Here is a 21,081-nt window from a genome sequence, read left to right on the forward strand (position 1 = left end):
GGCAAAACCGTTAATCGGAACCGCAAAATTGAAGGGTTCATGCCCTCGGATGCGCGGATTCGTAGATTTCCAGCAGTCTTGCGGTGTCGACGCCGGTGTAGATCTGCGTTGTCGACAGGCTGGCGTGGCCGAGCAATTCCTGGATGGTGCGCAAATCGCCGCCTCGGCCGAGCAGATGGGTGGCGAAGGAATGGCGCAAGGCATGCGGCGTCGCGGTGTCGGGCAGGTTGAGCGCCGAGCGCAGTTTGGCCATGTCGCGCTGGATGATGGCCGGGTTGAGCGGGCCGCCGCGCGCGCCGCGAAACAGCAGCCCCTTCGGATCGAGATGGTAGGGGCACAGCCGGCGGTACTCGGCGATCGCCCGGAGCGCCACCGGCAGCACCGGCACCAGCCGCGTCTTGCCGCCTTTGCCGGTGACGCGCAACACGGTGTCGGCTTCCGATGCCAGATCGGCGGCGCTGAGGCCAAGCGCTTCCGAAATGCGCAGGCCCGAACCATAGAGCAGCGTCAGCACGGCGGCGTTGCGGGCGGCGATCCAGGGTTCTTCCGCCAGCTGACCCTCGACGGAGACCACGTGCCTGGCATCGCTCGCCGTCAGCGGCTTGGGCAGCGATTTGGGCTGGCGTGGCGCGCGCAAGGCAGCCGCACCTGCCGCATTGGCCAGGCCTCGCCGTTCGAGGAAGCGCAGCAGTGAACGGATGCCGGCCAATCCGCGGCCAAGCGTGCGTGCGCCGGCACCGGCATTGCGGCGGGCGGCGAGGAAGCCGCGCAGGTCGGCCGGGCGCAGGTCGGCGATATCTGAAATGCCGGGCGGTCCGCCGATATGGCCGGTGAGGAAGTGCAGGAACTGACGCGTGTCCCGCTCATACGCCTCGACGGTCTCCGGTGACAGCCGGCGTTCGCGCGCCAGCATCTTCAGCCAGTTTTCACGCGCCGACTGGAGATCGGGCTTTGCCGGGATGAGGAATTCCTGCATGGGGGTCTTTTCCGGTTCGCCGTCATTTTCCGGCAGCCGGGTTAGGAACCGGTGAAGAGCCCGTCATTGAAATGACGGCGAGGCGGCGCTAGAGCAGGGGCAAAGGATTTTTCGCCATGAGCAAGCTGCAAAACCCCGTCCAGATGGCCGTGATCGGTGCAGCGCACGGCATCAAGGGCGAGCTCAGGGTGAAAACCTTCACCGGCGATCCAATGGCGCTGGCCGACTACGGCCCGCTCTACGCCAGGGACGGCCGGGCTTTCCAGATAACGGACATAAGGCCGGCCAACACCGTCGTCGTGGTGCGGTTCAGGGGCGTCAGCGACCGCAACGCGGCCGAGGCGCTCGCCGGTACGGAACTGTTCGTCGACCGCTCGATGCTGCCGGACGACGGCGAGGAAGACGAATTCTACCATGCCGACCTGATCGGGTTGGAAATCCGGGATGACACCGGTGCTGTCATCGGCAAGGTCGTCGCGGTGCACAATTTCGGTGGCGGCGACATTCTCGATGTGACGCTCGAGGGGCGCAAGGGTGTGCTGATCCCATTCACGCAGGCCGCCGTGCCGCAGGTGTCGATCGCCGAGGGTTTCGTCCGCGTCGACCCGGTCGCGGCCGGGCTGGTCGAGGAGGATGGCGAAGCGCCGCGCGAGGATGATTTCGACCCCAAGGGCAGGCCGCGCGGACCGCGTGACGCCGGGGGCAACCGGTGAGTTTTGCCGCGTCGGTGCTGACGCTCTATCCCGAGATGTTTCCGGGGGCGCTCGGCCTATCGTTGGCCGGGCGGGCGCTGGAGGCCGGCACATGGTCGCTGGATGCGATCCAGATCCGCGACTTCGCCGCCGACAAGCATCGCACCGTCGACGACACGCCGGCCGGCGGCGGCGCCGGCATGGTGATGCGCGCCGATGTGCTGGCCAGGGCGATCGACCATGCCTCGCCAGCGGGCGATGTGCGCCCACGCCTGCTGATGAGCCCGCGCGGCAAACCACTGACGCAGGCCCGCGTGCGCGAACTGGCCGCCGGGCCGGGCGCCGTTATCCTGTGTGGCCGCTTCGAAGGTGTCGACCAGCGGGTGATCGACGCGCGGGGATTGGAGGAAGTCTCGATCGGCGATTTCATTCTGTCCGGCGGCGAGCCCGCGGCACTTGTGCTGCTCGACGCGGTGGTGCGGCTGCTGCCCGGCGTGATGGGCAATGCCGTGTCGGGCGAGGAAGAGAGTTTCGAGAACGGCCTGCTCGAACATCCGCACTACACACGGCCGCAGGAATTCGAAGGCCGGGAGATTCCCGAAGTTCTGATCTCCGGCAACCACAAGAAGATCGCCGCCTGGCGGCGTGAGCAGTCGGAAAGACTGACGCAAGAGCGGCGACCCGATCTTCTGGGCGCTCAGCCTTTGCGGAAGTAATAAAAAGCCAGAAACAGGCCGACGGCGATGACGAAGCCGCGCACCACGTTCTGCGGCACGCGCTTGGCGATCCAGACGCCGGCATAGCCGCCCAGCGCGCCTCCCGGGATCATGATGATCGCCTGCGGCCAGGCGACGACGCCGCCCGAGACGAAGACGACGATCGCGATTGCGGCGATGACCACGGCCAGCATGTTCTTGAGCGCGTTTAGCCGGTGGTAGTCGCCGGCCTGGGTCAGGCCGAGCGTCGCCAGCATCATCACGCCCATGCCGGCGCCGAAGAAGCCGCCATAGATGGCGGTGATGAATTGCGCGAGCGAACCGGCGAGCGAGCCCACGGCCGCTTCATGTCCGGGTTTGGGTGCCGGCTTCAGCCAGGGCCCGGCGGCGAACAGCGCCGTCGCGCCCAAAAGCAGCCATGGCACCAGGGCGCGAAAGGACGGATTGTCGAGCGCCAGCAAGATCAGCGCGCCGGCCAGCGCACCAACCGCCGAGATCAGGCACAGCAGCAGCGCGCCGCGCCAGAAATGCCTGATGTCTGCCCAGTAGGCGAGCGTCGAGGTGATGTAGCCGGGAAATTGCGTCACCGAAGAGGTGGCGTTGGCCACGATCGGCGGCACACCGACCAATGTCATGGCGCCGAAGGTGATGAAGGTGCCGCCGCCGGCGACCGCGTTGGCGGCGCCTGACAGAAAGCCCGCCAGGAGCAGCAGGACAGCATCGAGAACAGACATGGAAGGCCGCCGTGAAGAAGTGTGCTATTTCTGGCTTAGGAAGCTTGCCGGACCGGCGCAACCCGGCACGGCAGGATTATGATGGTGCCATGCCGGGAGCCGTGCCGGCAAAAAATGCATGGGCAAGGCGTGACAAAGCGCCGAAATAGCTGTATGTGCCCGCCCGTACCGGCAAGAACAATCTTCCGGACCCGTCAACAATGACGGTGTAGTCGCCCCTGCCCGATGTCTAGGAGACAAATGTCTAGGAGACAAAGGACATAGCCGAGCGGTCAATGGAACTGCAAGGTAAGCGTAGGGCGCTCTGACTGTCGGAAGAACAAGAAGTGGATTTTCAGATGGATCTCATCCGTCAGCTCGAGGCCGAACAGGCCGCCAAAATCGAAGCCAAGCGCAAGCTTCCCGAATTCCAGCCCGGCGACACCGTGCGCGTCCAGGTCCGCGTGACCGAAGGCACCCGCACCCGCGTCCAGGCTTATGAGGGCGTCGTCATCGCCCGTTCCGGCTCCGGCTTCCAGGAAAATTTCACCGTCCGCAAGATCTCCTACGGCGAAGGCGTCGAGCGCGTGTTCCCGGTTTTTTCGCCGATGGTCGAAGGCGTCGAGATCGTGCGCCGCGGCAAGGTGCGTCGCGCCAAGCTCTATTACCTGCGCGATCGTCGCGGCAAGTCGGCCCGTATTTCGGAAAACACCGGCGTGCGCGCCCGCAAGCTCAACGATGAGGAGCGCGACGCGCTGAACGCCGAGAAGGCCCGCATCGAGGCCGAGAAGGTCGCCGCCGCCCAGGCGCTGGCCGCCGAGACGGCAGCCAAGGAAGCCGCCGAGAAGAAGGCGGCCGCCGAGGCCGAGGCAGCCAAGGCCGCCGAAGCGACTCCCGCCGAATAAGATTTCGACGAAGGCTTTTTTGAAAAGGCGGCTTCGGCCGCCTTTTTTCGATTCACCAGACTGTGAACGCTTTCAGCTCCGGAATGCTGGTTGACGCCCAATTATATCGTGTACTAAATAATCGTTCACAATATGATTGGAGACTACGATATGGCACTCTACACCACACAGGCCCACGTAACCGGCGGTCGCGCCGGCCATGGCGAGACCAGCGACGGCCTGCTCAAGCTCGATTTGGCGATGCCCAAGGAGCTCGGCGGACCGGGCGGCGCCACCAATCCCGAGCAGCTCTTCGCCATCGGCTATGCCGCCTGCTTCGAAAGCGCCGTCCGCTTCGTCGCGCGCAAGCAGAAACTGCCGCTCGAGGATGCCGCGATAAGTTCGACGGTCAGCCTGCTCCCCGACGGCGAGGGCTTCAGGCTCGGCGTCGCGTTGGCAGTGGACACGAAAGGCCTTGATCAGGCGGCGGCGGAAGCGCTTGTATCGGCGGCGCATCAGGTTTGTCCCTATTCGAACGCCATCAGGGGCAATGTCGAGGTGGCGCTTTCGGTAAAGGCGGCATGACGACAAAGGTCGAAACGAAAGCCACAGACGTCCCGGCGGGGGCCGCCGGGGCGATCCCGGTGCCACGGCTCGATCAGCAGCTCTGCTTCGCGCTCTATTCGGCGAGCGGTCTGATGACCAAGCTCTACCGGCCGTTGCTCGATCCGCTCGGCCTGACCTATCCGCAATATCTGGCGATGCTGGCGCTGTGGGAACGCGCGCCGAGCACGGTGGGCGACCTTGGCGAAGCGCTCGGCCTGGATTCGGCGACGCTGACGCCGCTGCTCAAGCGGATGGAGGCGGGCGGCCTCGTCACCCGCCGGCGCGATGCCGCCGACGAGCGCCGGGTGCTGGTCGAGCCGACGGCCAAGGGCCAGGCGCTGCGCGCCCGCATGAAGGATGTGGCCGCCGCGCTTGCCTGCAGCGTGCCGCTCGGACCAGGCGAAGCGAAGTCCTTGCACGGCACGCTCACCCATCTTGTCGCGGGCCTGCGCAGCGCTGTGGCCGATGACCGGTCGACGGATACGGAAGCGTCGGTCCCGGACACGAGAAAATCCTGGCAGTCAACGCAGTCGTAGCACCCATCGTTGCGGAATCTTCCGATTGAAGGCATGCAAATCCGTTTTCGGCTGTCCCGACGCAGCGGACCGTCTTGCATGGCGCTTGCGGAAAGCTAAAGTCGGCGCCGGATTTTCCTGTAAGCCCGGTCGATATCCGGGCGCTTTCAATTTTCGGGGAGTGTGTCATGACCAAATCGAAATTGCTGCTGGCCGGCCTGTTGGCTCTGGTCCTGGCGCCCGTTGCCGCCTTCGCGCAGGCGCTGCCCGATCTCGGCGGCAAGAAGGTCGTGGTGGTGACCGAAAACGCCTACCCGCCGCTGCAGTTCATCGATGCCAAGACCGGCAAACAGATCGGCTGGGAATATGACGCGATGAACGAGATCGCCAAGCGGCTGAATTTCAAGGTCGAGTACCAGAACACCTCCTGGGATGCGATGATCCAGGCGGTTTCCGACAACCAGTACAATATCGGCATGACCGGCATCACCATCAAGGACGACCGCAAGGAGAAGGTCGACTTCTCCGACCCCTACATGCGCTCGGAACAGTTCATGCTGGTGCGCGGCGACGAAAGCCGCTTCACCGACGCCAAGACCTTCGGCGCCTTCAAGGACGGACTGATCGGCGCACAGGCCGGTACCACGCCGTTCTACACCGCCGTCTACAGCGTGCTCGACGGCAATGAACAGAACCCGCGGATCAAACTGTTCGAGACGTTCGGCGCCACGGTTCAGGCGCTGAAATCCGGCGACGTCGATGTCGTGCTGACCGACGGCACCGCGGGCAAGGGCTATGTCGACGCTTCGGAGGGCAAGCTGAAGCTGATCGGCGGCCCGCTCGGCACCGAGGATTTCGGCTTCATCTTCCCCAAGGGGTCCGATCTGGTGAAACCGGTCAATGCCGCGATCGCCGCGCTCAAGGCGGATGGGACGCTGGATGCGCTGAACAAGAAATGGTTTCTTGATTACAAGATGGGGCAGTGAGCCAATCTTGTTGAAGGCGTCGTCTGAGGGGCAGGGAGTCGTGCTGAGTCTGCGCCTAGGCAGCCCCCTCTGCCCTGCCGGGCATCTCCCCCGCAAGGGGGGAGATCAGCAGCTTCAAGCTCGCCGCAAGTTCTGCAACGTTGAGAATTGGCGAAAGCCAAGACGACATCCAATCTCCCCCCTTGCGGGGGAGATGTCCGGCAGGGCAGAGGGGGGCGCCTGGGCGCCATCCTTCGACACTCTTTACGCCGCCTGATGGCACCGCCCTCCATCTCCAAACCCGAATTCCCCTGGTGGCTCGCCGTTGCCGGCGTCCTTGCGCTGGCGGCCGCCCTCTTCATCGCCACCAGCGACCTCTACGCCCAGGTTTTCGCCACTGTCGCCAAGGGCATCGGCATCACCGTCTTCGTCACCGTGGTCGCCTTCGCCCTGGCGTCGATCATCGGCCTCGGCATTGCACTCATGGGCCTGTCGGGCTCGACCTGGCTGCGGCAGATCGCTCGCTTCTATGTCGAGATCATCCGTGGCGTGCCGATCCTGGTGCTGTTGTTCTGGATAGCGTTTGCCGGCGCGCCGGCCTTCGTCGCGGGCTGGAACGCGCTGACCGCACCGCTGCAAAGCGCCGGCATTCTCGGCGAGCTGTTGGTGCGCGACGTGTCGTTGCTGTGGCGCGCCATCATGGCGCTGACCATCGGCTATTCGGCCTTCATCTCGGAGGTTTTCCGGGCCGGCATCCAGTCGGTCGAGAAAGGCCAGATCGAGGCGGCGAAGGCTTTGGGGCTGAGCCGCGCGCAGCGCTTCCGGCTGGTCGTGTTTCCGCAGGCGATCCGCACCATCCTGCCGCCGCTCGGCAATGATTTCGTCGCCCTGGTCAAGGATTCCTCGCTGGTCTCGGTGCTCGGCGTCGCCGACATCACGCAGATGGGCAAGGTGTATGCGGCCGGCTCATTCCGCTTCTTCGAGACCTATTCGATAACGGCCTATATTTATCTCATCCTCACCGTCGGCCTGTCGCTGTCGCTCAGGGCGCTGGAGCAGCGTTTGCGCCGCCAGCACGAGGAATAGTTTTTCAGCCAGGACAGCGTTAGGCTCGGGCGGCGTACCGGAGGAGGAGCATGCCCATGAACATCGACAAGGCCAATGCGGCGCTGGATTCGGTCTACACGGCCGATACGCCCGAAACGCTGGCACAGGCCTATGCCGCATGGGCCGCGACCTATGACAGCGAGACCGCCTCGCTCGGCTATTTGCTGCCGTTCCTGATCGCCGCCTGGCTGACGCGCCACGTGCCTGTAGGCGAAGGACCGCTGCTCGACGCCGGCTGCGGCACCGGCCTGTCCGGACCTTCGCTGAAGGCGCTGGGCTACGCCGATATTGCCGGGCTGGACCTGTCGGACGACATGCTCGAGATCGCCGGCAGCCGCAATGCCTACAGCGAGCTGAAGCAGGCGATGTTGGGCGGGCCGCTGCCATGGCCGGACGGCCATTTCCGCGCCTTCTTCTCCACCGGTGTATTCACCATCAGCCACGCGCCGGCGTCTAGCCTGCACGAATTGGTGCGCATCACGAAAAAGGGCGGCCACGCCATCTTCACCGTGCGCGACCAGGTTTTTGAGAGTGGTGGGTTCCAGGCGGTATTCGATGAATTGGAAATGGTGGGAAAATGGCGGGCGGTGGAGGCAAGCCCGTGGTTTCGCTGCTATGCGATCGCCGAGCCGGAAGCGCTGGTGAGGACTTTTGTGTTCGAGGTGATCTGAGACAATTGCCCGGGGTTCGCGCCGCCCCTCATCGCCCTGCCGGGCACTTCTCCCCGTATAGTGACGGGGAGAAGGAGGCTGGCCGCAACGCCGGCTCTATTCCTGCAACGTTGATGATTGGCGAAACCATCGATGACTGCGTCCCCTCTCCCCGTCACTATACGGGGAGAGGATGCCGGCAGGCAGGTGAGGGGCAGCGTCAACGCCTCGACTTTGAGCCGTCACGCCGCAATTGCCGAAAAGCCAAAACATTGCTATCTACCCGGCCATGGAAGAGCTTTTTGGCGATCCGGCTTACAAGGGATTCGTGCTGCAGGACAGAAAACGCCTGCCGTCGCGCTTTTCCGCGCGTGTGTCCGGCGCCCTGACCAGCCGACTTCGCTGATCCCTGACGGCCGGCCGCGGGCTTGCGGCATCAGCTCTTTCCCATTCTCATATCGACGGATTTACGCACATGAGCGCACCGCGCACCCTCTATGACAAGATTTTCGACGACCATGTCGTCGACCGCCAGGACGATGGCACCTGCCTGCTCTATATCGACCGCCACCTCGTCCATGAGGTGACCAGCCCGCAGGCCTTCGAAGGCCTGCGCATGAGCGGCCGGAAAGTCCGTCACCCGGAAAAGACGCTGGCCGTGGTCGATCACAATGTCTCGACCTCGCCCGAGCGCAAGTTCGGCATCAAGAACGAGGAAAGCCGCATCCAGGTCGAGGCGCTGGCCAAGAACGCCAGGGATTTCGGCGTCGAGTATTATTCCGAGAACGATATCCGCCAGGGCATCGTCCACATCATCGGACCCGAGCAGGGCTTTACGCTGCCCGGCATGACCATCGTCTGCGGTGACAGTCACACTTCCACCCATGGCGCTTTCGGCGCGCTGGCGCACGGCATCGGCACGTCCGAGGTCGAGCATGTGCTGGCGACGCAAACGCTGATCCAGCGCAAGGCCAAGAACATGCTGGTGCGCGTCGATGGCGTGCTGCCCGAAGGCGTCACCGCCAAGGATATCATCCTCGCCATCATCGGCGAGATCGGCACCGCCGGCGGCACCGGCTATGTCATCGAATATGCCGGCGAGGCGATCCGTGCGCTGTCGATGGAAGGCCGCATGACGATCTGCAACATGTCGATCGAGGGCGGTGCGCGCGCCGGCCTGATCGCGGCGGACGAGACCACTTTCGCCTATGTCAAGGACAAGCCGCGCGCGCCCAAGGGCGCTGCCTGGGACGCGGCGCTCGAATACTGGAAGACGCTGCGGACCGACGAAGGCGCGCATTTCGACAAGGTGATCGTGCTCGACGCGGCCAAGCTGCCGCCGATCGTCTCCTGGGGCTCCTCGCCCGAGGACGTCGTCTCCGTGCAAGGCATCGTGCCGAACCCGGAAGACATCACCGACGAGAACAAGCGCAGCTCCAAGCTGCGCGCGCTCGACTATATGGGCCTGACGCCGGGGACGAAGATCACCGACATCACGCTCGACCGTGTCTTCATCGGCTCCTGCACCAATGGCCGCATCGAGGATCTGCGTGCCGTCGCCAAGGTGGTCGAAGGCAAGACGGTCAGCCCGCATGTCGATGCGATGATCGTGCCGGGTTCCGGGCTGGTCAAGGAGCAGGCGGAAGCCGAGGGTCTGGACAAGATCTTCCTTGCCGCCGGTTTCGACTGGCGCGAGCCGGGCTGCTCGATGTGCCTTGCCATGAACGACGACCGGCTGAAGCCGCATGAACGCTGCGCCTCGACCTCGAACCGCAATTTCGAGGGCCGGCAGGGCTTCAAGGGCCGCACCCATCTGGTGTCGCCGGCAATGGCGGCGGCGGCGGCGATCGCCGGCCACTTCGTCGACATCCGCGACTGGAAATAGGCCGCCTCGATCCCGAGCGCATCACGGGCCCCGGACAGCATCGTTGTCCGGGGCCTTTCTTCATTCACGGCGCCGCATATGCGCCTTCGCTTAACCGCTTGTTTGGGCTTGCCCTCTATGGTCTTCCCCAACGTCAAACGAGGGGAAGTCACGGTCCTTTGGACACTGGCCTGTTGATAGCGTTGCTCAATCCGACGATCGCGCTGGCGCTCGGCGCGGCGTTCCTCGTGCTGTGGTTCCATCAGCGCCATCGTCCTTATCTGGCGGTGCTGGCGCTCAGCTACTGCCTTTCGGCGCCCGGATTCCTGTTCCAGTATTTCACCTTGCCCATCGGCCTGGCGCTGACCAAGCTGGTGTCGAACATCTGCTTCACCATCGCCGGCTGCTGCCTGTCCGGCGCCATCATCGCCCGCTATGGCAGGAAGGTGCCCGCAGTGGGGATCGCCGTTCTGGCGGGCGGCGGCCTTGCGGCATTCGCGTGGTTTCTGTTCGTCACGCCGGATCTCACCTGGCGCATCCTGGCGATGAATTTCGGCTTCGGTGGCGTCAGCCTGCTCGTCGCCGCCGAACTGCGGCCGGTGCGCAACAATGGCCCGACAGAAAAGATCCTGTTCCTGCTGTCGCTGCTGTCCAGCGTCAATTTCTTCGTGCGCACCCTGGTGGTGGTCATCGCGCACGGACCCTTCGCCAGCTATGACGGCTTCTACGACTCGTCCTACTGGACGACCGCGCTGTTGTCGCACGCGCTGCTGTCGCTGCTGATCGCCCTTTGCCTCTTCACCGCCGCCGCGCTCGACGTGATGAAGGCGCTGAAGACGGAAACCCATACCGATCCGCTTTCGGGGCTGCTCAACCGCCGAGGATTCGAGGAGCGCGCCGCCATGCTGCTGCAGCATTGCGCCATGGCCAAATTCCCGGTGGCGCTGGTGCTGGCCGACCTCGACCATTTCAAGGCCCTCAACGATATGCACGGGCACGCGGCCGGTGACCGGGTGATCGCGGACTTCGCCGCCAAGCTGCGCTCGGCCACGGGAGCACGGGGTGCCGCGGGCCGCATCGGCGGCGAGGAGTTTGCCGTGCTCCTGCCACTGACCGATCTTGCCGCCGCCAGGCTGTTCGCCGAAGCTGTGCGCACACTCTATTCGGCGGGCGGCGTCGACGGGCTTCCCGCCGGCACGAAGGTCACCGCCAGCTTCGGCGTGGCGGCCCGCAGTGGTGACGAGACGCTGGAACCCTTGATGCGCCGGGCCGACGAGGCGCTTTACAAGGCCAAGAAAAATGGCCGCGACAGCGTGCGCCTCTCCTACGAGCGGCCGGAGACGGTGTTCGTGCCGGAGCCGCTCAGGGCCAGCTGATCGCCGCGTTCGCGCCTGGCGTTAACGTCTTTTTCGCCCGTCGATGTTTAGCTGCCGGCGGGGTTTGAGTATCCATGAGTGGCGCCAACTTCATCCTGTTGATCAACCTGTCGGTCGCCGGCCTGCTGGCGGCATGCTTCATGGCGGTCTCGTTCCACGATGCCGGCCGCGCGCCGGCCCGCTGGCTGGCATCAGGCTATCTCCTGGGCATGGCTTACTTTGCCATCGAATTCAGCATTCCCGCCTTCAGCGACGCGCGGCTTGCGGTGGTTGCCGCCTTCGCCGTTTTCCTTGGCGCCACCATTGCCTTCAATGGCGGGCTTGCCCAAAAATATGGCGTTGCGCCGCCATGGACGCCGATGCTGTTCTTCCTGGCCGCCGCCACCATCACGGTCTATTTCGTGCAGGATCTCCCGCGCCAGTCGCTCACCCGCATGATGGCCTACCAGCTTCCCTACGCCGCGATGCAGTTCGTCGGCCTTGGCATCGTCTGGTCGTCGAGGCAAAGCCGTGGCCGGCTCGATCTGATCCTGATGGCGGTGCTTGCGGCCAGCGGCCTGCAGTTTGCCTCCAAACCATTTATCGCGCATGCGCTCGGCGGTTGGGGCGCCAATCCGCAGGCCTATCTGCAAAGCAGCTACGCATTGGTGTCGCAGTCGCTCGGCACTGTCTTCGGGCTGGCGCTGGCGCTGCTCATTCTGGCCATCCTGGTCCGCGACGTGCTTGCTGAAGTAATCTCGAAGTCGGAGGTGGACACGCTGTCGGGCCTCCTCAACCGTGGCGGCTTCACACGTCACGCGGAGCTGGCCGTGCAGGACGCCACGCGCCTGGGCGTGCCGGTGGCAATGGTCATTGCCGATCTCGATCATTTCAAGACGGTGAACGACAGCTTCGGCCATGCGTCGGGCGACCGGGTGATCGAGGCCTTCGCCGGCCTGCTGCGAGAGGCGGCGGAAGGCGATCACATGGTTGGCCGCATCGGTGGCGAGGAGTTCGCCATTATCCTGACAGGCGCCAATCTTGCAGCCGCCCGGCTGTTCGCGGAAGGTACCCGCCACGCATTCGGCGCGTTGCCCATCAACGGGTTGCCGGCCGATAGCCGCTGCACGTCGAGCTTCGGCATTGCCGAGCTTCAGATGGGCGAGGGTTTCCCCGACCTGATGCGGCGTGCGGATGAAGCGCTCTACCTGGCAAAGAATGCCGGGCGCGACTGCGTACGTATCTCCACCGGGCCAGCCGATGGGCTGGCCCTGGTAAAAATCAGCCAGGCCCGAATCAACGGCAGGGGCTGAGCTCCGGCATCTCGCCGTCGGAAAGGCCGTACATATAGGAGCGGCCCTTGACGAACACAGGCGGGCGATAGCAGTCGCCGTCGCCCGATATGTCGTCGGATTCGTTCTGGTAGATCACCTTGGGCTGGCCGGCGCTGGTGTACTCGGACAGTTGCCTGGCCAGCTTGCCTTCGCCGACGATGATGCGTTTGTAGCCGGCGGCGCTGTCGATGACGAGATTGCCGAACGAATCGGCGTAAACGCGGTCGTGATGGCGCAAGCCGGCCTCGGCCGGCGCGGCCACCGCAACGGCAAGTGCTGCCAGCGTGACCGCGAGGCTTGCCCGGACTAGTTTGGCCCGCACTGATCTGGCCCGCACTGAGTTGGAACGCATGTCGCTCTCCCTTCGTCGGCGCGAGAGAGATCGCGCCCGATCCGATCCGAATCGGAAATTAACCCTTTCTTAACCTTTGTTAAGGGGAGAGGCGGCTCGATGGCCGTTTCTTAATGAACATGGTTAATTTTGTGGTTCGCCGCCAATGTCCCCAACCGGTCGACATGGCCGGTCGGGGTGAACTTGATCTTGGCGTGCCGCGTGGCTAGCGTGCCTGCGGCATGGGGGGCGCAGCACATGATGTTTGGCCGAACGGTTCGGGTGTCGTTCGTTATTCCGCTGCTTCTCGCGGCTGGTGCCTGTGTACCGGAAGACGGCGCGCCCAAGGCCGCGAGCACGGTTACGCCCGTGGTGGCGCCTGCCGCTCCCGCCCAGCAACAGCCCGCGCCACCGGCGACCAAGATCACCACGGATCTCACCGCGCCACGCCTCACCACGGGCATGGCCACCTATAGATGTGGCAATGGCGGCATGATCACCATCCAAAATCTCGGCGCGTCGCTGCGGGTGGTCGGGCAGGAAGGCGCCACCGAGGAGTTCGCGGCGTCGCCGGCCAACCAGAGCAGCCGCTACCAGGCGGTCACGCATGACGCAATCGTGATCGACGGACGCGAAGCGCTGGTGATGAAGAGGGGGTCGACGCCGCAGACCTGCACGCGGTGACGCAAATCTCGACTCGGCCACACCCTGGGCCAGACATGCTGCACCGCAGCGATATCGAGCCGGCTTCGGGTGTTCAGCCCCTAATCGATTGAACCCGCATCCGGCCCTTTAGTCAGACTAAATTACGTTTTCGAAACGGTTTTCTGGCTTTGACGCGGTGCAAAAAGAGCATTAGAAACCGGCTGTCCGAAGTCGCAACCGGAAGCGGCAATGCCGCATTTCCACCTGAGGCGGGAGACGCCGAACTGGGGCAGCCATGAGCAAATCACCAGCCACCCATGCCAGACGCGAACGGCCGCTTTCGCCGCACCTGACGGTCTACCGGCCGCCGATCACCATGACGATGTCGATCATCCATCGCATCACCGGGGGCGCGCTCTATTTCGGCACGCTGCTGGTCCTCGTCTGGCTGATGGCGGCGGCATCCTCGCAGCCGGCTTTCGACTGGGTGAACTGGGCTTTCGGCACGTGGCTCGGCCGACTCATCCTGTTCGGCTACACCTGGGCGCTGATGCATCACATGCTGGGTGGTGTCCGCCATCTGATCTGGGATACCGGCGCCGGCCTTGAAAAACACACGGCCTCGAGGATCGCCTGGGCGACGCTTGCCGGCTCGGTCCTGCTCACGCTCTTGATCTGGATCGCCGGCTACATGGCGCGGGGAGCTTTGTGATGAGTGCGAAAAACACCGACATGCGTACCCCGCTGGCCAAGGTGCGCGGCCTGGGCTCAGCCCGCGAAGGCACCGGGCATTTCTGGCGCCAGCGGTTGACGGCGATCGCCAACATCCCGCTGATCCTGTTTTTCACCGGCTTCCTGATCGCGCTCAACGGCGCCGGCTATGCGCAGGTGCGGGCGGCGCTCGCCAACCCGTTCGTGGCACTGGTCATGGCCCTGGTGCTCATCTCGCCGCTCTATCATATGCGGATCGGCATGCAGGTGATCATCGAGGACTATGTGCATGGCGAAGGCATGAAGCTTGCGCTGATCGCCCTCAACACATTCTTCACCATAGCGGTCGGCGTCGCTTCGCTCTTCGCCCTGCTGAAACTGGCATTCGGAGGCTGAAGTCTTGGCCCAGGACACGAAATCAGCCAATGCGGCAGGCTACACCTTTGTCGACCACAAATTCGACGTGGTCATCGTCGGCGCCGGGGGCGCTGGCCTGCGCGCCACTCTCGGCATGGCCGAACAGGGGCTGCGCACCGCCTGCATCACCAAAGTGTTCCCGACGCGCTCGCATACGGTCGCCGCGCAAGGCGGCATCGCCGCCTCGCTCTCCAATATGGGTCCGGATTCCTGGCAGTGGCACATGTACGACACCGTCAAGGGATCGGACTGGCTGGGCGATGTCGATGCCATGGAATACATGGTGCGCGAGGCGCCGGCGGCGGTTTACGAACTCGAACATTACGGCGTGCCGTTCTCGCGCACCGAAGAGGGCAAGATCTACCAGCGGCCGTTCGGCGGCCACATGATGAACTATGGCGACGGCCCCCCCGTGCAGCGCACCTGCGCCGCGGCCGACCGCACCGGCCACGCCATCCTGCACACGCTCTACGGCCAGTCGCTGAAGAACAACGCGCAGTTCTTCATCGAGTATTTCGCGCTCGACCTGATCATGGAGCCGGACGGCACCTGTACCGGCGTCGTGGCGTGGAATCTCGATGACGGCACCATACACCGCTTCTCGGCCAAGATGGTGGTGCTGGCGACCGGCGGTTATGGTCGCGCCTATTTCTCCGCCACCTCGGCGCACACCTGCACCGGCGACGGCGGCGGCATGGCCGCACGGGCCGGGCTTCCGCTCCAGGACATGGAGTTCGTGCAGTTCCATCCGACCGGCATTTACGGTGCCGGCTGTCTGATCACCGAGGGCGCGCGCGGCGAGGGTGGCTATCTCGTCAACTCCGAGGGCGAACGCTTCATGGAGCGCTACGCACCGTCGGCCAAGGACCTCGCGTCGCGCGACGTGGTCTCGCGCTGCATGACCCTGGAGATCCGCGAGGGCCGCGGCGTCGGCAAGAACAAGGACCACATCTTCCTGCACCTCGATCATCTCGATCCGGCGGTCTTGCACGAAAGGCTTCCGGGCATTTCGGAGTCGGCAAAAATCTTCGCCGGCGTCGATCTGACCAAGGAGCCGATTCCGGTGCTGCCGACGGTGCACTACAATATGGGCGGCGTGCCGACCAATTACTGGGGCGAGGTGCTCAACCCGACAGCCGATAATCCCGACCGGGTCTCGCCCGGCCTGATGGCGGTCGGCGAGGCGGGCTGCGCTTCCGTGCACGGCGCCAATCGGCTGGGTTCGAACTCGCTGATCGATCTGGTGGTGTTCGGCCGCGCCGCGGCGATCCGCGCCGGCCAGGTCATCGATCGCAAGGCGGCGATCCCGTCGCCCAACCAGGCTTCGGTCGACAAGATCATGGATCGCTTCGACCGGCTGCGCCACGCCAACGGTTCGACGCCGACGGCGGTTCTGCGCGAAAAGATGCAGAAGGCGATGCAGGAGGACGCGGCGGTGTTCCGTACGCAGGAATCGCTCGAAAACGGCTGCAAGCGCATTTCGGAAATCTGGACCGAGCTCAAGGACATAAAGGTGTTCGACCGCTCGATGATCTGGAACTCGGACCTGGTCGAGACGCTGGAGCTGGAGAACCTGATGGCCAACGCCATCACCACCGTCCATGGCGCCGAGGCACGCAAGGAGAGCCGTGGCGCGCATGCGCGGGAAGATTTTTCCGCCCGCGACGACGCCAACTGGCGCAAGCACACGCTCGCCCATCTCGGCGAGGACGGCGCGGTGACGCTGACCTACCGGCCGGTGCACACCGAGCCACTGGTGCCCGAAAAGGACGGCGGCATCAGTCTCGCAAAGATCGCGCCGAAGGCCAGGGTGTACTGACGATGGCGACGGCGGCGGGATATTCCGATACGCCCCTCCCGGCCAAGCTCGGCCTGAAGGACGGTATGATCGCCGCCTTCATCGCGCTGCCAAGGGAACTCGAGAGCCTCACCGAAGCCGTTGATTTTGTCGAGGTCGACCGGTTGGCCGAATGGTCCGGCATTTCGGGCGCAACCCTGAAATACGACGCCGTTCACGCCTTCACCCGGCAGCGCGCCGAGATCGAGGATCGCCTTGGCGCACTCGAGACGGCGATCAAGCGCGACGGCATGGTCTGGGTCTCCTGGCCGAAGAAGGCGTCGAAAGTGCCCACCGACGTCACCGAGGGCATTGTCCGCGCTGAGGCGCTCAAGCTCGACCTTGTCGACGTCAAGGTCGCCGCCGTGAATGAAATCTGGTCCGGGCTGAAGCTCGTCATCCGAAAGGACCTGAGGTAATGGTCGAACTCACCCTCCCCAAGAACTCGAAGATCCAGCAGGGCAAGACCTGGCCGAAGCCGGAGGGTGCCACCAATCTGCGCGAATATCGCATCTATCGCTGGTCGCCGGACGATGACGAGAACCCGCGCATGGACACCTATTTCGTCGACATGGACGATTGTGGGCCGATGGTGCTCGACGCGCTGCTCTGGATCAAGAACAAGATCGACCCGACGCTGACCTTGCGCCGCTCCTGCCGCGAAGGCATTTGCGGCTCCTGCGCCATGAACATCGACGGCTCGAACACGCTCGCCTGCACCAAGGGCTGCGACGACGTTTCAGGGGCGATCAAGGTCTATCCGCTGCCGCATATGCCCGTGATCAAGGACCTAGTGCCCGACCTCACCAATTTCTACGCCCAGCATGCCTCGATCGAGCCATGGCTGAAGACGGTGTCGCCAACGCCGGCCAAGGAATGGCTGCAGAGCCACGAGGACCGCGAGAAGCTCGACGGGCTCTACGAATGCATCCTGTGCGCCTGCTGCTCGACCTCGTGCCCGAGCTACTGGTGGAACGGCGACCGCTATCTCGGCCCGGCGACGCTGCTGCAGGCCTATCGCTGGCTGATCGACAGCCGCGACGAGGCCAAGGGAGAACGCCTCGACAATCTGGAAGACCCGTTCCGGCTCTATCGCTGCCACACCATCATGAACTGCGCGCAGACCTGTCCCAAGGGGCTGAACCCCGCGAAGGCGATCGCCGAGATCAAGAAGATGATGGTGGAGCGGCGCGTCTGACGGGGATCGTTTTTCTCTTCTGTGCGCCTTCGGCGACACGGCTGCCGAGATCAAGAAGATGATGGTGGAGAACGGTCTGAAGCCGACGTTACCCGCTGATTTCTCCCTGGACGCCGTCGCAGCAATTCGGGCACGACTCGATCTGGTGCGAGCGCAAGGTGTAAGAATCCTGTTCGCCATCGAAAGTGGCAGTCGCGCCTGGGGGTTTCCTTCGCCCGACAGCGACTATGATTGCCGTTTTGTCTATATCAGGCCGATCTCGGATCATCTGGTCCTGCAGCAGCCGCGCGACGTGATCGAATTCCCGATTGAAGGCGAGATCGATGCCGGTGGCTGGGATCTGCGCAAGGCCTTGCTTCTGGCGCTCGGCGGCAATGCGGTCATCGTCGAATGGACGAAGTCGGCTATCGTCTATGAAGAAGTCGCGGGATTTCGCGCGCGCCTTCTCGACCTGCTGGCCGAGATCGTCGATCCGGGAAAGGTATCGCACCACTATCTCGGCCTGGCGCGCTCGCACGTCGCCAAGATCGGCAGTTTTTCCGGCGAAGTGAAGCTGAAGAAGCTGTTCTATCTGGTCCGCCCGCTGGTGGCTCTCGACTGGATGGAACAGCGCCGCTTCGCCAGCCTGCCGCCGATGAATCTTGGCGAATGCCTCGGCGAGACGGACATGCCGGCTCCTGTGAGCGAGGAAATCCGTCGCCTGATCGAGCGAAAAAGCCAGACGCGGGAGATGGGGTCCGGTCCCATCCCAATCGCAATCGCACGCTATCTCGAAGCGCGCTATGGTCACCATCACATGAACCTTGCCGCCATGGTCAGGGACGAAGCCCGCCAGGCGCGCACACAGGCACTTGCAATCGATTTTTACCGCCGGGAGGCTGAACTTCAATGAGCGATGACCTTCCCATCCTCTCTCCCGTCGAAGCGCGGGTGCTCGGTTGCCTGATCGAGAAGAAGGAGCTGACGCCGGACGTCTATCCGCTGACGCTCAACGCGGCACTTGCCGCGGCCAACCAGAAGACGGCGCGCGAGCCTGTCATGGCGCTGGAGCAAACGGAGGTGCACCGGGCCCTGAAGCTGCTCGAGCAGAAGGGCCTCGTGCGGCAGATGTTCGGCTCGCGGGTGGAGCGCTACGAGCATCAGATGGCGCAGCGCTTCTCGCTGACCACGCCGCAGACCGCGTTGCTCGGCCTGCTCCTGTTGCGCGGACCGCAGACGGCGCATGAGCTGCTGGCGCGCGCTGAGCGCATGGCGCGGTTTGCGTCGATCGAAGACCTGCGCGCAGAACTCGACATGCTGATCGGTCGCCGGCCGCCGCTGGTCCAGGAAATCCCGCGCGGGCCAGGCCAGCGCGAAGACCGCTATGTGCATCTGCTTTCTGGACCTGTGGACGTTGCAGCTCTATCGGCGCAACGGAGTGCGCCGGCTATGCCTGCCTCCGACCTGGAAGCGCGGTTGGACGCGCTGGAACAGGAAGTTGCGGCCCTACGCGCCCGGCTTGATGCGCTGGGCGGTTGAGGCCGCCAATCTGGGACGTCGGCGGGCCAGCGCCCCCCTCTGTCCTGCCGGACATCTTCCCCACTAGGGGAGAGATTGGATGCCACGACCGCTTTCGCCAATGCCAAACGTCGGCTCTGGGGTCAGTGTCTGGCATTTCAGGCCAAGCTCATCAGCCAAGCCTGGCGTCGAGCGAAACCTTGATGGCGCCGAGCGCCTGGGAGACCGGGCATTCGGCCTTGGCCTTTTCGGCCAATTCCTTGAATTTCGCCGCATCGATGCCGGGCACCTTGCCGACCAGCGTGATCGCGCTGCCGGTGATGCCGGTGCCGGGAACCAGCGTCACAACGGCCTTGGCGTCGAGTTTTTCCGCCGGCGTGCCGTTCTCGGCCAGGAAATGCGAGAGCTGCATGGCGTAGCAGCCGGCATGGGCGGCGGCGATCAGTTCTTCCGGATTGGTTCCGGATTTGCCGCTTTCGTCCTCGAAGCGCGCCTTGAACGAATAGGGCGTACCCTTCAGGGTTCCGCTCTGCGTGTCGAGCGTGCCCTTGCCCTCTTTCAAATTGCCTTTCCAGACGGCGTTTGCGGTGCGGTCCATGGAGTCCTCCTGGGTTGTCGTGAACTTGTCCTGGGTGAGCCAGCCTCAGGCCAACTATAGCGCGGGCGGGCGCGAAGACCACTGCGCTGTTTGGACCACCGCACGATGACGGCCTCTTTCTTCCGGGAAAAAACAAGCGTGCAAAAATGTCGGCTTCCATCCGGTCCGGCCGTCCTGCGGGCGGCCACGGGTTTTGTGGTCGGATGGAGGTTCACATGGACAATCTGTTTTTCGTGCTGTGGAAGAGGCCGGGCCGTAGGCTGGAGCGACAGGAAGACTTCTGGCTGGACCCGCCGGCGTCCGGCTTCGGCAGATTGCTGGCGGCGGTTGCCATCATCGCGGTCGCGGCATGCCTTCTCGACCATGCGGCGGCGGTCGCGGGCAAGGCTGACACGGTTGTCGCCGCATCCTATGGTTTGTCACAGGAAGGGAGCTTGAAATGAAATATGTCTGCCTGGTCTATGGTGAGGAAAAAGATCTTTACGCGCTGACCTCCGAGGGTGCCGCCAAGCTCGACGCGGATTCGCTGGCCTATGACAGGTCATTGGATCAGCAAGGCAAGCTGATCATCGCGCAGGCGCTGCAATCGGTAAAGACAGCCAAGAGCGTGCGTCGGCGCAAGGGCAAGAGACTTGTCACCGACGGCCCGTTCGCCGAAACCAAGGAGCAGTTGCTCGGTTTCGTCATGATCGAAGCGAAGGATCTCGACGAGGCGCTGGACATCGCCGGCGAGATTCCGCTGGCCGAAATCGGTTCCATCGAGGTGCGCGCGATCTACAAAGTGCCGGGGTCATAATTCCCTGTCATGCGTTGCGGTCTCTTGGAAACCGAGGGCGGTCGAGTGAGCGTCCCCTTTTCCCGGCCTCAACTCTTGCGTGTTGAAGCGAGCCACGAGTTCTCCTATCGTCGCCCAGGACTTTGGGGGATCTGGACATGCCTTTCCTGATTGCTGTTCTTGGCGTGCTCGGAGCGGCGGCGTTGTGGTGGTATCGGATGAAGGCCATGAACGACGCCGCGCGCGAGGTCGCCGACGTCGTCGGGCGCGTGCAAGGCAACATCAGGCGCAAGAAGCTGCGCAAGCAGGCCGCACTGTCGCCGCTGACCGCGATCGACGATCCGGTGGTGGCCGCCGCGACGCTGATCACCGCGATGGTTTCGGAAGGTGGCCCGGTTCTGCCGCGGCGTGAGGCCGTCATTCGGGAGGTGATTTCGCAGATCGCGGACGGCCAGAAGAAGACCGACGAGGCGGTTGTCTATGCCAAGTGGGCTGCCTCGCAGATAGATGACACCACCATCGTCATCGACAAGTTGGCGCCCTTCTTGCGCGAACGTCTCGACCCGAACGAACGGGACGATCTGCTGCAGATGCTGAACCGGGTGGCCCAGAGCGGAGAGCAGCGCCTGAAGATTGCGGATCAGCGCATGCTACGACTGCGCCAGAAGCTCGGCTTCGAGGTCAACTAATCCGCG

The 21,081-nt window shown here is 64.0% G+C and carries 26 protein-coding genes; 22 read left to right on the top strand and 4 right to left on the bottom strand.

Annotated elements, in window-relative coordinates; genetic code table 11:
* Positions 1–37: 37 nt before the first annotated feature.
* Positions 38–976 (bottom strand): tyrosine recombinase XerC, encoded by a 939-nt coding sequence (locus LB536_RS16995; protein ID WP_140811225.1) that lies wholly within the window; start codon positions 974–976, stop codon positions 38–40.
* Between the two features lie 116 nt (positions 977–1,092).
* Here LB536_RS16995 and rimM point away from each other — a divergent pair, with 116 nt between their 5' ends.
* The gene (gene rimM, locus LB536_RS17000) at positions 1,093–1,689 is read left to right on the top strand and encodes a ribosome maturation factor RimM (RefSeq protein ID WP_224594658.1); all 597 of its coding nucleotides are present in this window, start codon (positions 1,093–1,095) and stop codon (positions 1,687–1,689) included.
* Positions 1,686–2,384, top strand: coding sequence for a tRNA (guanosine(37)-N1)-methyltransferase TrmD (trmD, locus tag LB536_RS17005; RefSeq protein WP_224594661.1), 699 nt, complete (start codon positions 1,686–1,688; stop codon positions 2,382–2,384). Before rimM ends, trmD begins: the two co-directional genes overlap by 4 nt.
* Here the strand turns inward: trmD and LB536_RS17010 are convergent.
* Positions 2,366–3,118, bottom strand: coding sequence for a sulfite exporter TauE/SafE family protein (locus LB536_RS17010; RefSeq protein ID WP_224594663.1), 753 nt, complete (start codon positions 3,116–3,118; stop codon positions 2,366–2,368). The genes trmD and LB536_RS17010 overlap by 19 nt on opposite strands.
* A gap of 338 nt (positions 3,119–3,456) precedes the next feature.
* Here LB536_RS17010 and rplS point away from each other — a divergent pair, with 338 nt between their 5' ends.
* The 9 genes from rplS (at position 3,457) to LB536_RS17055 (ending at position 12,356) form a co-directional block, all read left to right on the top strand.
* On the top strand, positions 3,457–4,002 hold the full coding sequence (gene rplS, locus LB536_RS17015; RefSeq protein ID WP_140763225.1) for a 50S ribosomal protein L19: 546 nt from the start codon (positions 3,457–3,459) through the stop codon (positions 4,000–4,002).
* A 150-nt stretch (positions 4,003–4,152) separates the two neighbouring features.
* Entirely contained in the window at positions 4,153–4,566 is a 414-nt protein-coding gene (locus tag LB536_RS17020; RefSeq protein ID WP_224594666.1) for an organic hydroperoxide resistance protein, read from the top strand.
* Entirely contained in the window at positions 4,563–5,123 is a 561-nt protein-coding gene (locus LB536_RS17025) for a MarR family winged helix-turn-helix transcriptional regulator (RefSeq protein ID WP_224594668.1), read from the top strand. The genes LB536_RS17020 and LB536_RS17025 overlap by 4 nt, the downstream gene beginning before the upstream one ends.
* A gap of 167 nt (positions 5,124–5,290) precedes the next feature.
* Positions 5,291–6,088 carry a transporter substrate-binding domain-containing protein gene (locus LB536_RS17030; RefSeq protein ID WP_140763232.1) on the top strand — a complete coding sequence of 266 codons (798 nt, stop codon included), beginning with the start codon at positions 5,291–5,293 and terminating at the stop codon, positions 6,086–6,088.
* A gap of 255 nt (positions 6,089–6,343) precedes the next feature.
* Entirely contained in the window at positions 6,344–7,153 is an 810-nt protein-coding gene (locus tag LB536_RS17035) for an amino acid ABC transporter permease (RefSeq protein ID WP_224594669.1), read from the top strand.
* 56 nt (positions 7,154–7,209) lie between these two features.
* On the top strand, positions 7,210–7,845 hold the full coding sequence (locus tag LB536_RS17040) for a class I SAM-dependent DNA methyltransferase (RefSeq protein ID WP_224594671.1): 636 nt from the start codon (positions 7,210–7,212) through the stop codon (positions 7,843–7,845).
* A gap of 454 nt (positions 7,846–8,299) precedes the next feature.
* Positions 8,300–9,709 (top strand): 3-isopropylmalate dehydratase large subunit, encoded by a 1,410-nt coding sequence (leuC, locus tag LB536_RS17045; RefSeq protein WP_140763244.1) that lies wholly within the window; start codon positions 8,300–8,302, stop codon positions 9,707–9,709.
* 158 nt (positions 9,710–9,867) lie between these two features.
* Positions 9,868–11,064: a sensor domain-containing diguanylate cyclase gene (locus LB536_RS17050; protein WP_224594673.1), complete on the top strand. Its 1,197-nt coding sequence runs from the start codon at positions 9,868–9,870 to the stop codon at positions 11,062–11,064.
* Between the two features lie 74 nt (positions 11,065–11,138).
* Positions 11,139–12,356 carry a sensor domain-containing diguanylate cyclase gene (locus LB536_RS17055; protein WP_224594675.1) on the top strand — a complete coding sequence of 406 codons (1,218 nt, stop codon included), beginning with the start codon at positions 11,139–11,141 and terminating at the stop codon, positions 12,354–12,356.
* On the opposite strand, the gene LB536_RS17060 is transcribed toward LB536_RS17055, so the two are convergent.
* A complete protein-coding gene (locus tag LB536_RS17060; RefSeq protein ID WP_224594679.1) occupies positions 12,340–12,729 on the bottom strand; it encodes a hypothetical protein in 390 nt (129 codons plus the stop codon). The genes LB536_RS17055 and LB536_RS17060 overlap by 17 nt on opposite strands.
* A gap of 237 nt (positions 12,730–12,966) precedes the next feature.
* Here LB536_RS17060 and LB536_RS17065 point away from each other — a divergent pair, with 237 nt between their 5' ends.
* The 8 genes from LB536_RS17065 (at position 12,967) to LB536_RS17100 (ending at position 19,034) form a co-directional block, all read left to right on the top strand.
* On the top strand, positions 12,967–13,392 hold the full coding sequence (locus tag LB536_RS17065; protein ID WP_224594682.1) for a hypothetical protein: 426 nt from the start codon (positions 12,967–12,969) through the stop codon (positions 13,390–13,392).
* A 256-nt stretch (positions 13,393–13,648) separates the two neighbouring features.
* The gene (gene sdhC, locus LB536_RS17070) at positions 13,649–14,065 is read left to right on the top strand and encodes a succinate dehydrogenase, cytochrome b556 subunit (RefSeq protein ID WP_140811205.1); all 417 of its coding nucleotides are present in this window, start codon (positions 13,649–13,651) and stop codon (positions 14,063–14,065) included.
* Complete coding sequence (sdhD, locus tag LB536_RS17075) at positions 14,065–14,460, top strand: succinate dehydrogenase, hydrophobic membrane anchor protein (RefSeq protein ID WP_027145531.1); 396 nt, start codon at positions 14,065–14,067, stop codon at positions 14,458–14,460. The genes sdhC and sdhD overlap by 1 nt, the downstream gene beginning before the upstream one ends.
* Positions 14,461–14,464: 4 nt before the next feature.
* Positions 14,465–16,300, top strand: coding sequence for a succinate dehydrogenase flavoprotein subunit (gene sdhA / locus LB536_RS17080; protein ID WP_224594690.1), 1,836 nt, complete (start codon positions 14,465–14,467; stop codon positions 16,298–16,300).
* Between the two features lie 2 nt (positions 16,301–16,302).
* Positions 16,303–16,737, top strand: coding sequence for a DUF3052 domain-containing protein (locus tag LB536_RS17085; protein ID WP_224594693.1), 435 nt, complete (start codon positions 16,303–16,305; stop codon positions 16,735–16,737).
* Positions 16,737–17,516, top strand: a complete 780-nt coding sequence (locus LB536_RS17090; protein ID WP_027145528.1) for a succinate dehydrogenase iron-sulfur subunit — start codon at positions 16,737–16,739, stop codon at positions 17,514–17,516. Before LB536_RS17085 ends, LB536_RS17090 begins: the two co-directional genes overlap by 1 nt.
* A gap of 58 nt (positions 17,517–17,574) precedes the next feature.
* Positions 17,575–18,408, top strand: coding sequence for a DNA polymerase beta superfamily protein (locus LB536_RS17095; protein ID WP_224594696.1), 834 nt, complete (start codon positions 17,575–17,577; stop codon positions 18,406–18,408).
* A complete protein-coding gene (locus LB536_RS17100; protein WP_224594697.1) occupies positions 18,405–19,034 on the top strand; it encodes a YceH family protein in 630 nt (209 codons plus the stop codon). The genes LB536_RS17095 and LB536_RS17100 overlap by 4 nt, the downstream gene beginning before the upstream one ends.
* A gap of 151 nt (positions 19,035–19,185) precedes the next feature.
* Here LB536_RS17100 and LB536_RS17105 read toward each other — a convergent pair whose 3' ends face one another.
* Positions 19,186–19,611 (bottom strand): OsmC family protein, encoded by a 426-nt coding sequence (locus LB536_RS17105; RefSeq protein ID WP_224594699.1) that lies wholly within the window; start codon positions 19,609–19,611, stop codon positions 19,186–19,188.
* Positions 19,612–19,826: 215 nt separating this feature from the next.
* On the opposite strand from LB536_RS17105, the gene LB536_RS17110 reads away from it, so the two are divergent.
* The 3 genes from LB536_RS17110 to LB536_RS17120 all read left to right on the top strand — a co-directional run bounded on the left by LB536_RS17110 (position 19,827) and on the right by LB536_RS17120 (position 21,075).
* Positions 19,827–20,054, top strand: a complete 228-nt coding sequence (locus LB536_RS17110; protein ID WP_140763277.1) for a hypothetical protein — start codon at positions 19,827–19,829, stop codon at positions 20,052–20,054.
* Positions 20,051–20,407, top strand: a complete 357-nt coding sequence (locus LB536_RS17115; protein ID WP_224594701.1) for a YciI family protein — start codon at positions 20,051–20,053, stop codon at positions 20,405–20,407. The genes LB536_RS17110 and LB536_RS17115 overlap by 4 nt, the downstream gene beginning before the upstream one ends.
* Before the next feature lie 137 nt (positions 20,408–20,544).
* Positions 20,545–21,075, top strand: a complete 531-nt coding sequence (locus LB536_RS17120) for a hypothetical protein (protein WP_224594703.1) — start codon at positions 20,545–20,547, stop codon at positions 21,073–21,075.
* Positions 21,076–21,081 lie beyond the last annotated feature (6 nt).

Source organism: Mesorhizobium sp. ES1-3, from assembly GCF_020164795.1.
Lineage (GTDB): Bacteria > Pseudomonadota > Alphaproteobacteria > Rhizobiales > Rhizobiaceae > Mesorhizobium.

Coding starts and splice junctions, on each gene's coding strand:
- LB536_RS16995 (WP_140811225.1), bottom strand. CDS start 976: ATGCAGGAATTCCTCATCCCGGCAAAGCCCGATCTCCAGTCGGCGCGT.
- rimM (WP_224594658.1), top strand. CDS start 1,093: ATGAGCAAGCTGCAAAACCCCGTCCAGATGGCCGTGATCGGTGCAGCG.
- LB536_RS17010 (WP_224594663.1), bottom strand. CDS start 3,118: ATGTCTGTTCTCGATGCTGTCCTGCTGCTCCTGGCGGGCTTTCTGTCA.
- rplS (WP_140763225.1), top strand. CDS start 3,457: ATGGATCTCATCCGTCAGCTCGAGGCCGAACAGGCCGCCAAAATCGAA.
- LB536_RS17020 (WP_224594666.1), top strand. CDS start 4,153: ATGGCACTCTACACCACACAGGCCCACGTAACCGGCGGTCGCGCCGGC.
- LB536_RS17025 (WP_224594668.1), top strand. CDS start 4,563: ATGACGACAAAGGTCGAAACGAAAGCCACAGACGTCCCGGCGGGGGCC.
- LB536_RS17030 (WP_140763232.1), top strand. CDS start 5,291: ATGACCAAATCGAAATTGCTGCTGGCCGGCCTGTTGGCTCTGGTCCTG.
- LB536_RS17035 (WP_224594669.1), top strand. CDS start 6,344: ATGGCACCGCCCTCCATCTCCAAACCCGAATTCCCCTGGTGGCTCGCC.
- LB536_RS17040 (WP_224594671.1), top strand. CDS start 7,210: ATGAACATCGACAAGGCCAATGCGGCGCTGGATTCGGTCTACACGGCC.
- leuC (WP_140763244.1), top strand. CDS start 8,300: ATGAGCGCACCGCGCACCCTCTATGACAAGATTTTCGACGACCATGTC.
- LB536_RS17055 (WP_224594675.1), top strand. CDS start 11,139: ATGAGTGGCGCCAACTTCATCCTGTTGATCAACCTGTCGGTCGCCGGC.
- LB536_RS17060 (WP_224594679.1), bottom strand. CDS start 12,729: ATGCGTTCCAACTCAGTGCGGGCCAGATCAGTGCGGGCCAAACTAGTC.
- LB536_RS17065 (WP_224594682.1), top strand. CDS start 12,967: ATGATGTTTGGCCGAACGGTTCGGGTGTCGTTCGTTATTCCGCTGCTT.
- sdhC (WP_140811205.1), top strand. CDS start 13,649: ATGAGCAAATCACCAGCCACCCATGCCAGACGCGAACGGCCGCTTTCG.
- sdhD (WP_027145531.1), top strand. CDS start 14,065: ATGAGTGCGAAAAACACCGACATGCGTACCCCGCTGGCCAAGGTGCGC.
- LB536_RS17085 (WP_224594693.1), top strand. CDS start 16,303: ATGGCGACGGCGGCGGGATATTCCGATACGCCCCTCCCGGCCAAGCTC.
- LB536_RS17090 (WP_027145528.1), top strand. CDS start 16,737: ATGGTCGAACTCACCCTCCCCAAGAACTCGAAGATCCAGCAGGGCAAG.
- LB536_RS17095 (WP_224594696.1), top strand. CDS start 17,575: ATGATGGTGGAGAACGGTCTGAAGCCGACGTTACCCGCTGATTTCTCC.
- LB536_RS17100 (WP_224594697.1), top strand. CDS start 18,405: ATGAGCGATGACCTTCCCATCCTCTCTCCCGTCGAAGCGCGGGTGCTC.
- LB536_RS17105 (WP_224594699.1), bottom strand. CDS start 19,611: ATGGACCGCACCGCAAACGCCGTCTGGAAAGGCAATTTGAAAGAGGGC.
- LB536_RS17110 (WP_140763277.1), top strand. CDS start 19,827: ATGGACAATCTGTTTTTCGTGCTGTGGAAGAGGCCGGGCCGTAGGCTG.
- LB536_RS17115 (WP_224594701.1), top strand. CDS start 20,051: ATGAAATATGTCTGCCTGGTCTATGGTGAGGAAAAAGATCTTTACGCG.
- LB536_RS17120 (WP_224594703.1), top strand. CDS start 20,545: ATGCCTTTCCTGATTGCTGTTCTTGGCGTGCTCGGAGCGGCGGCGTTG.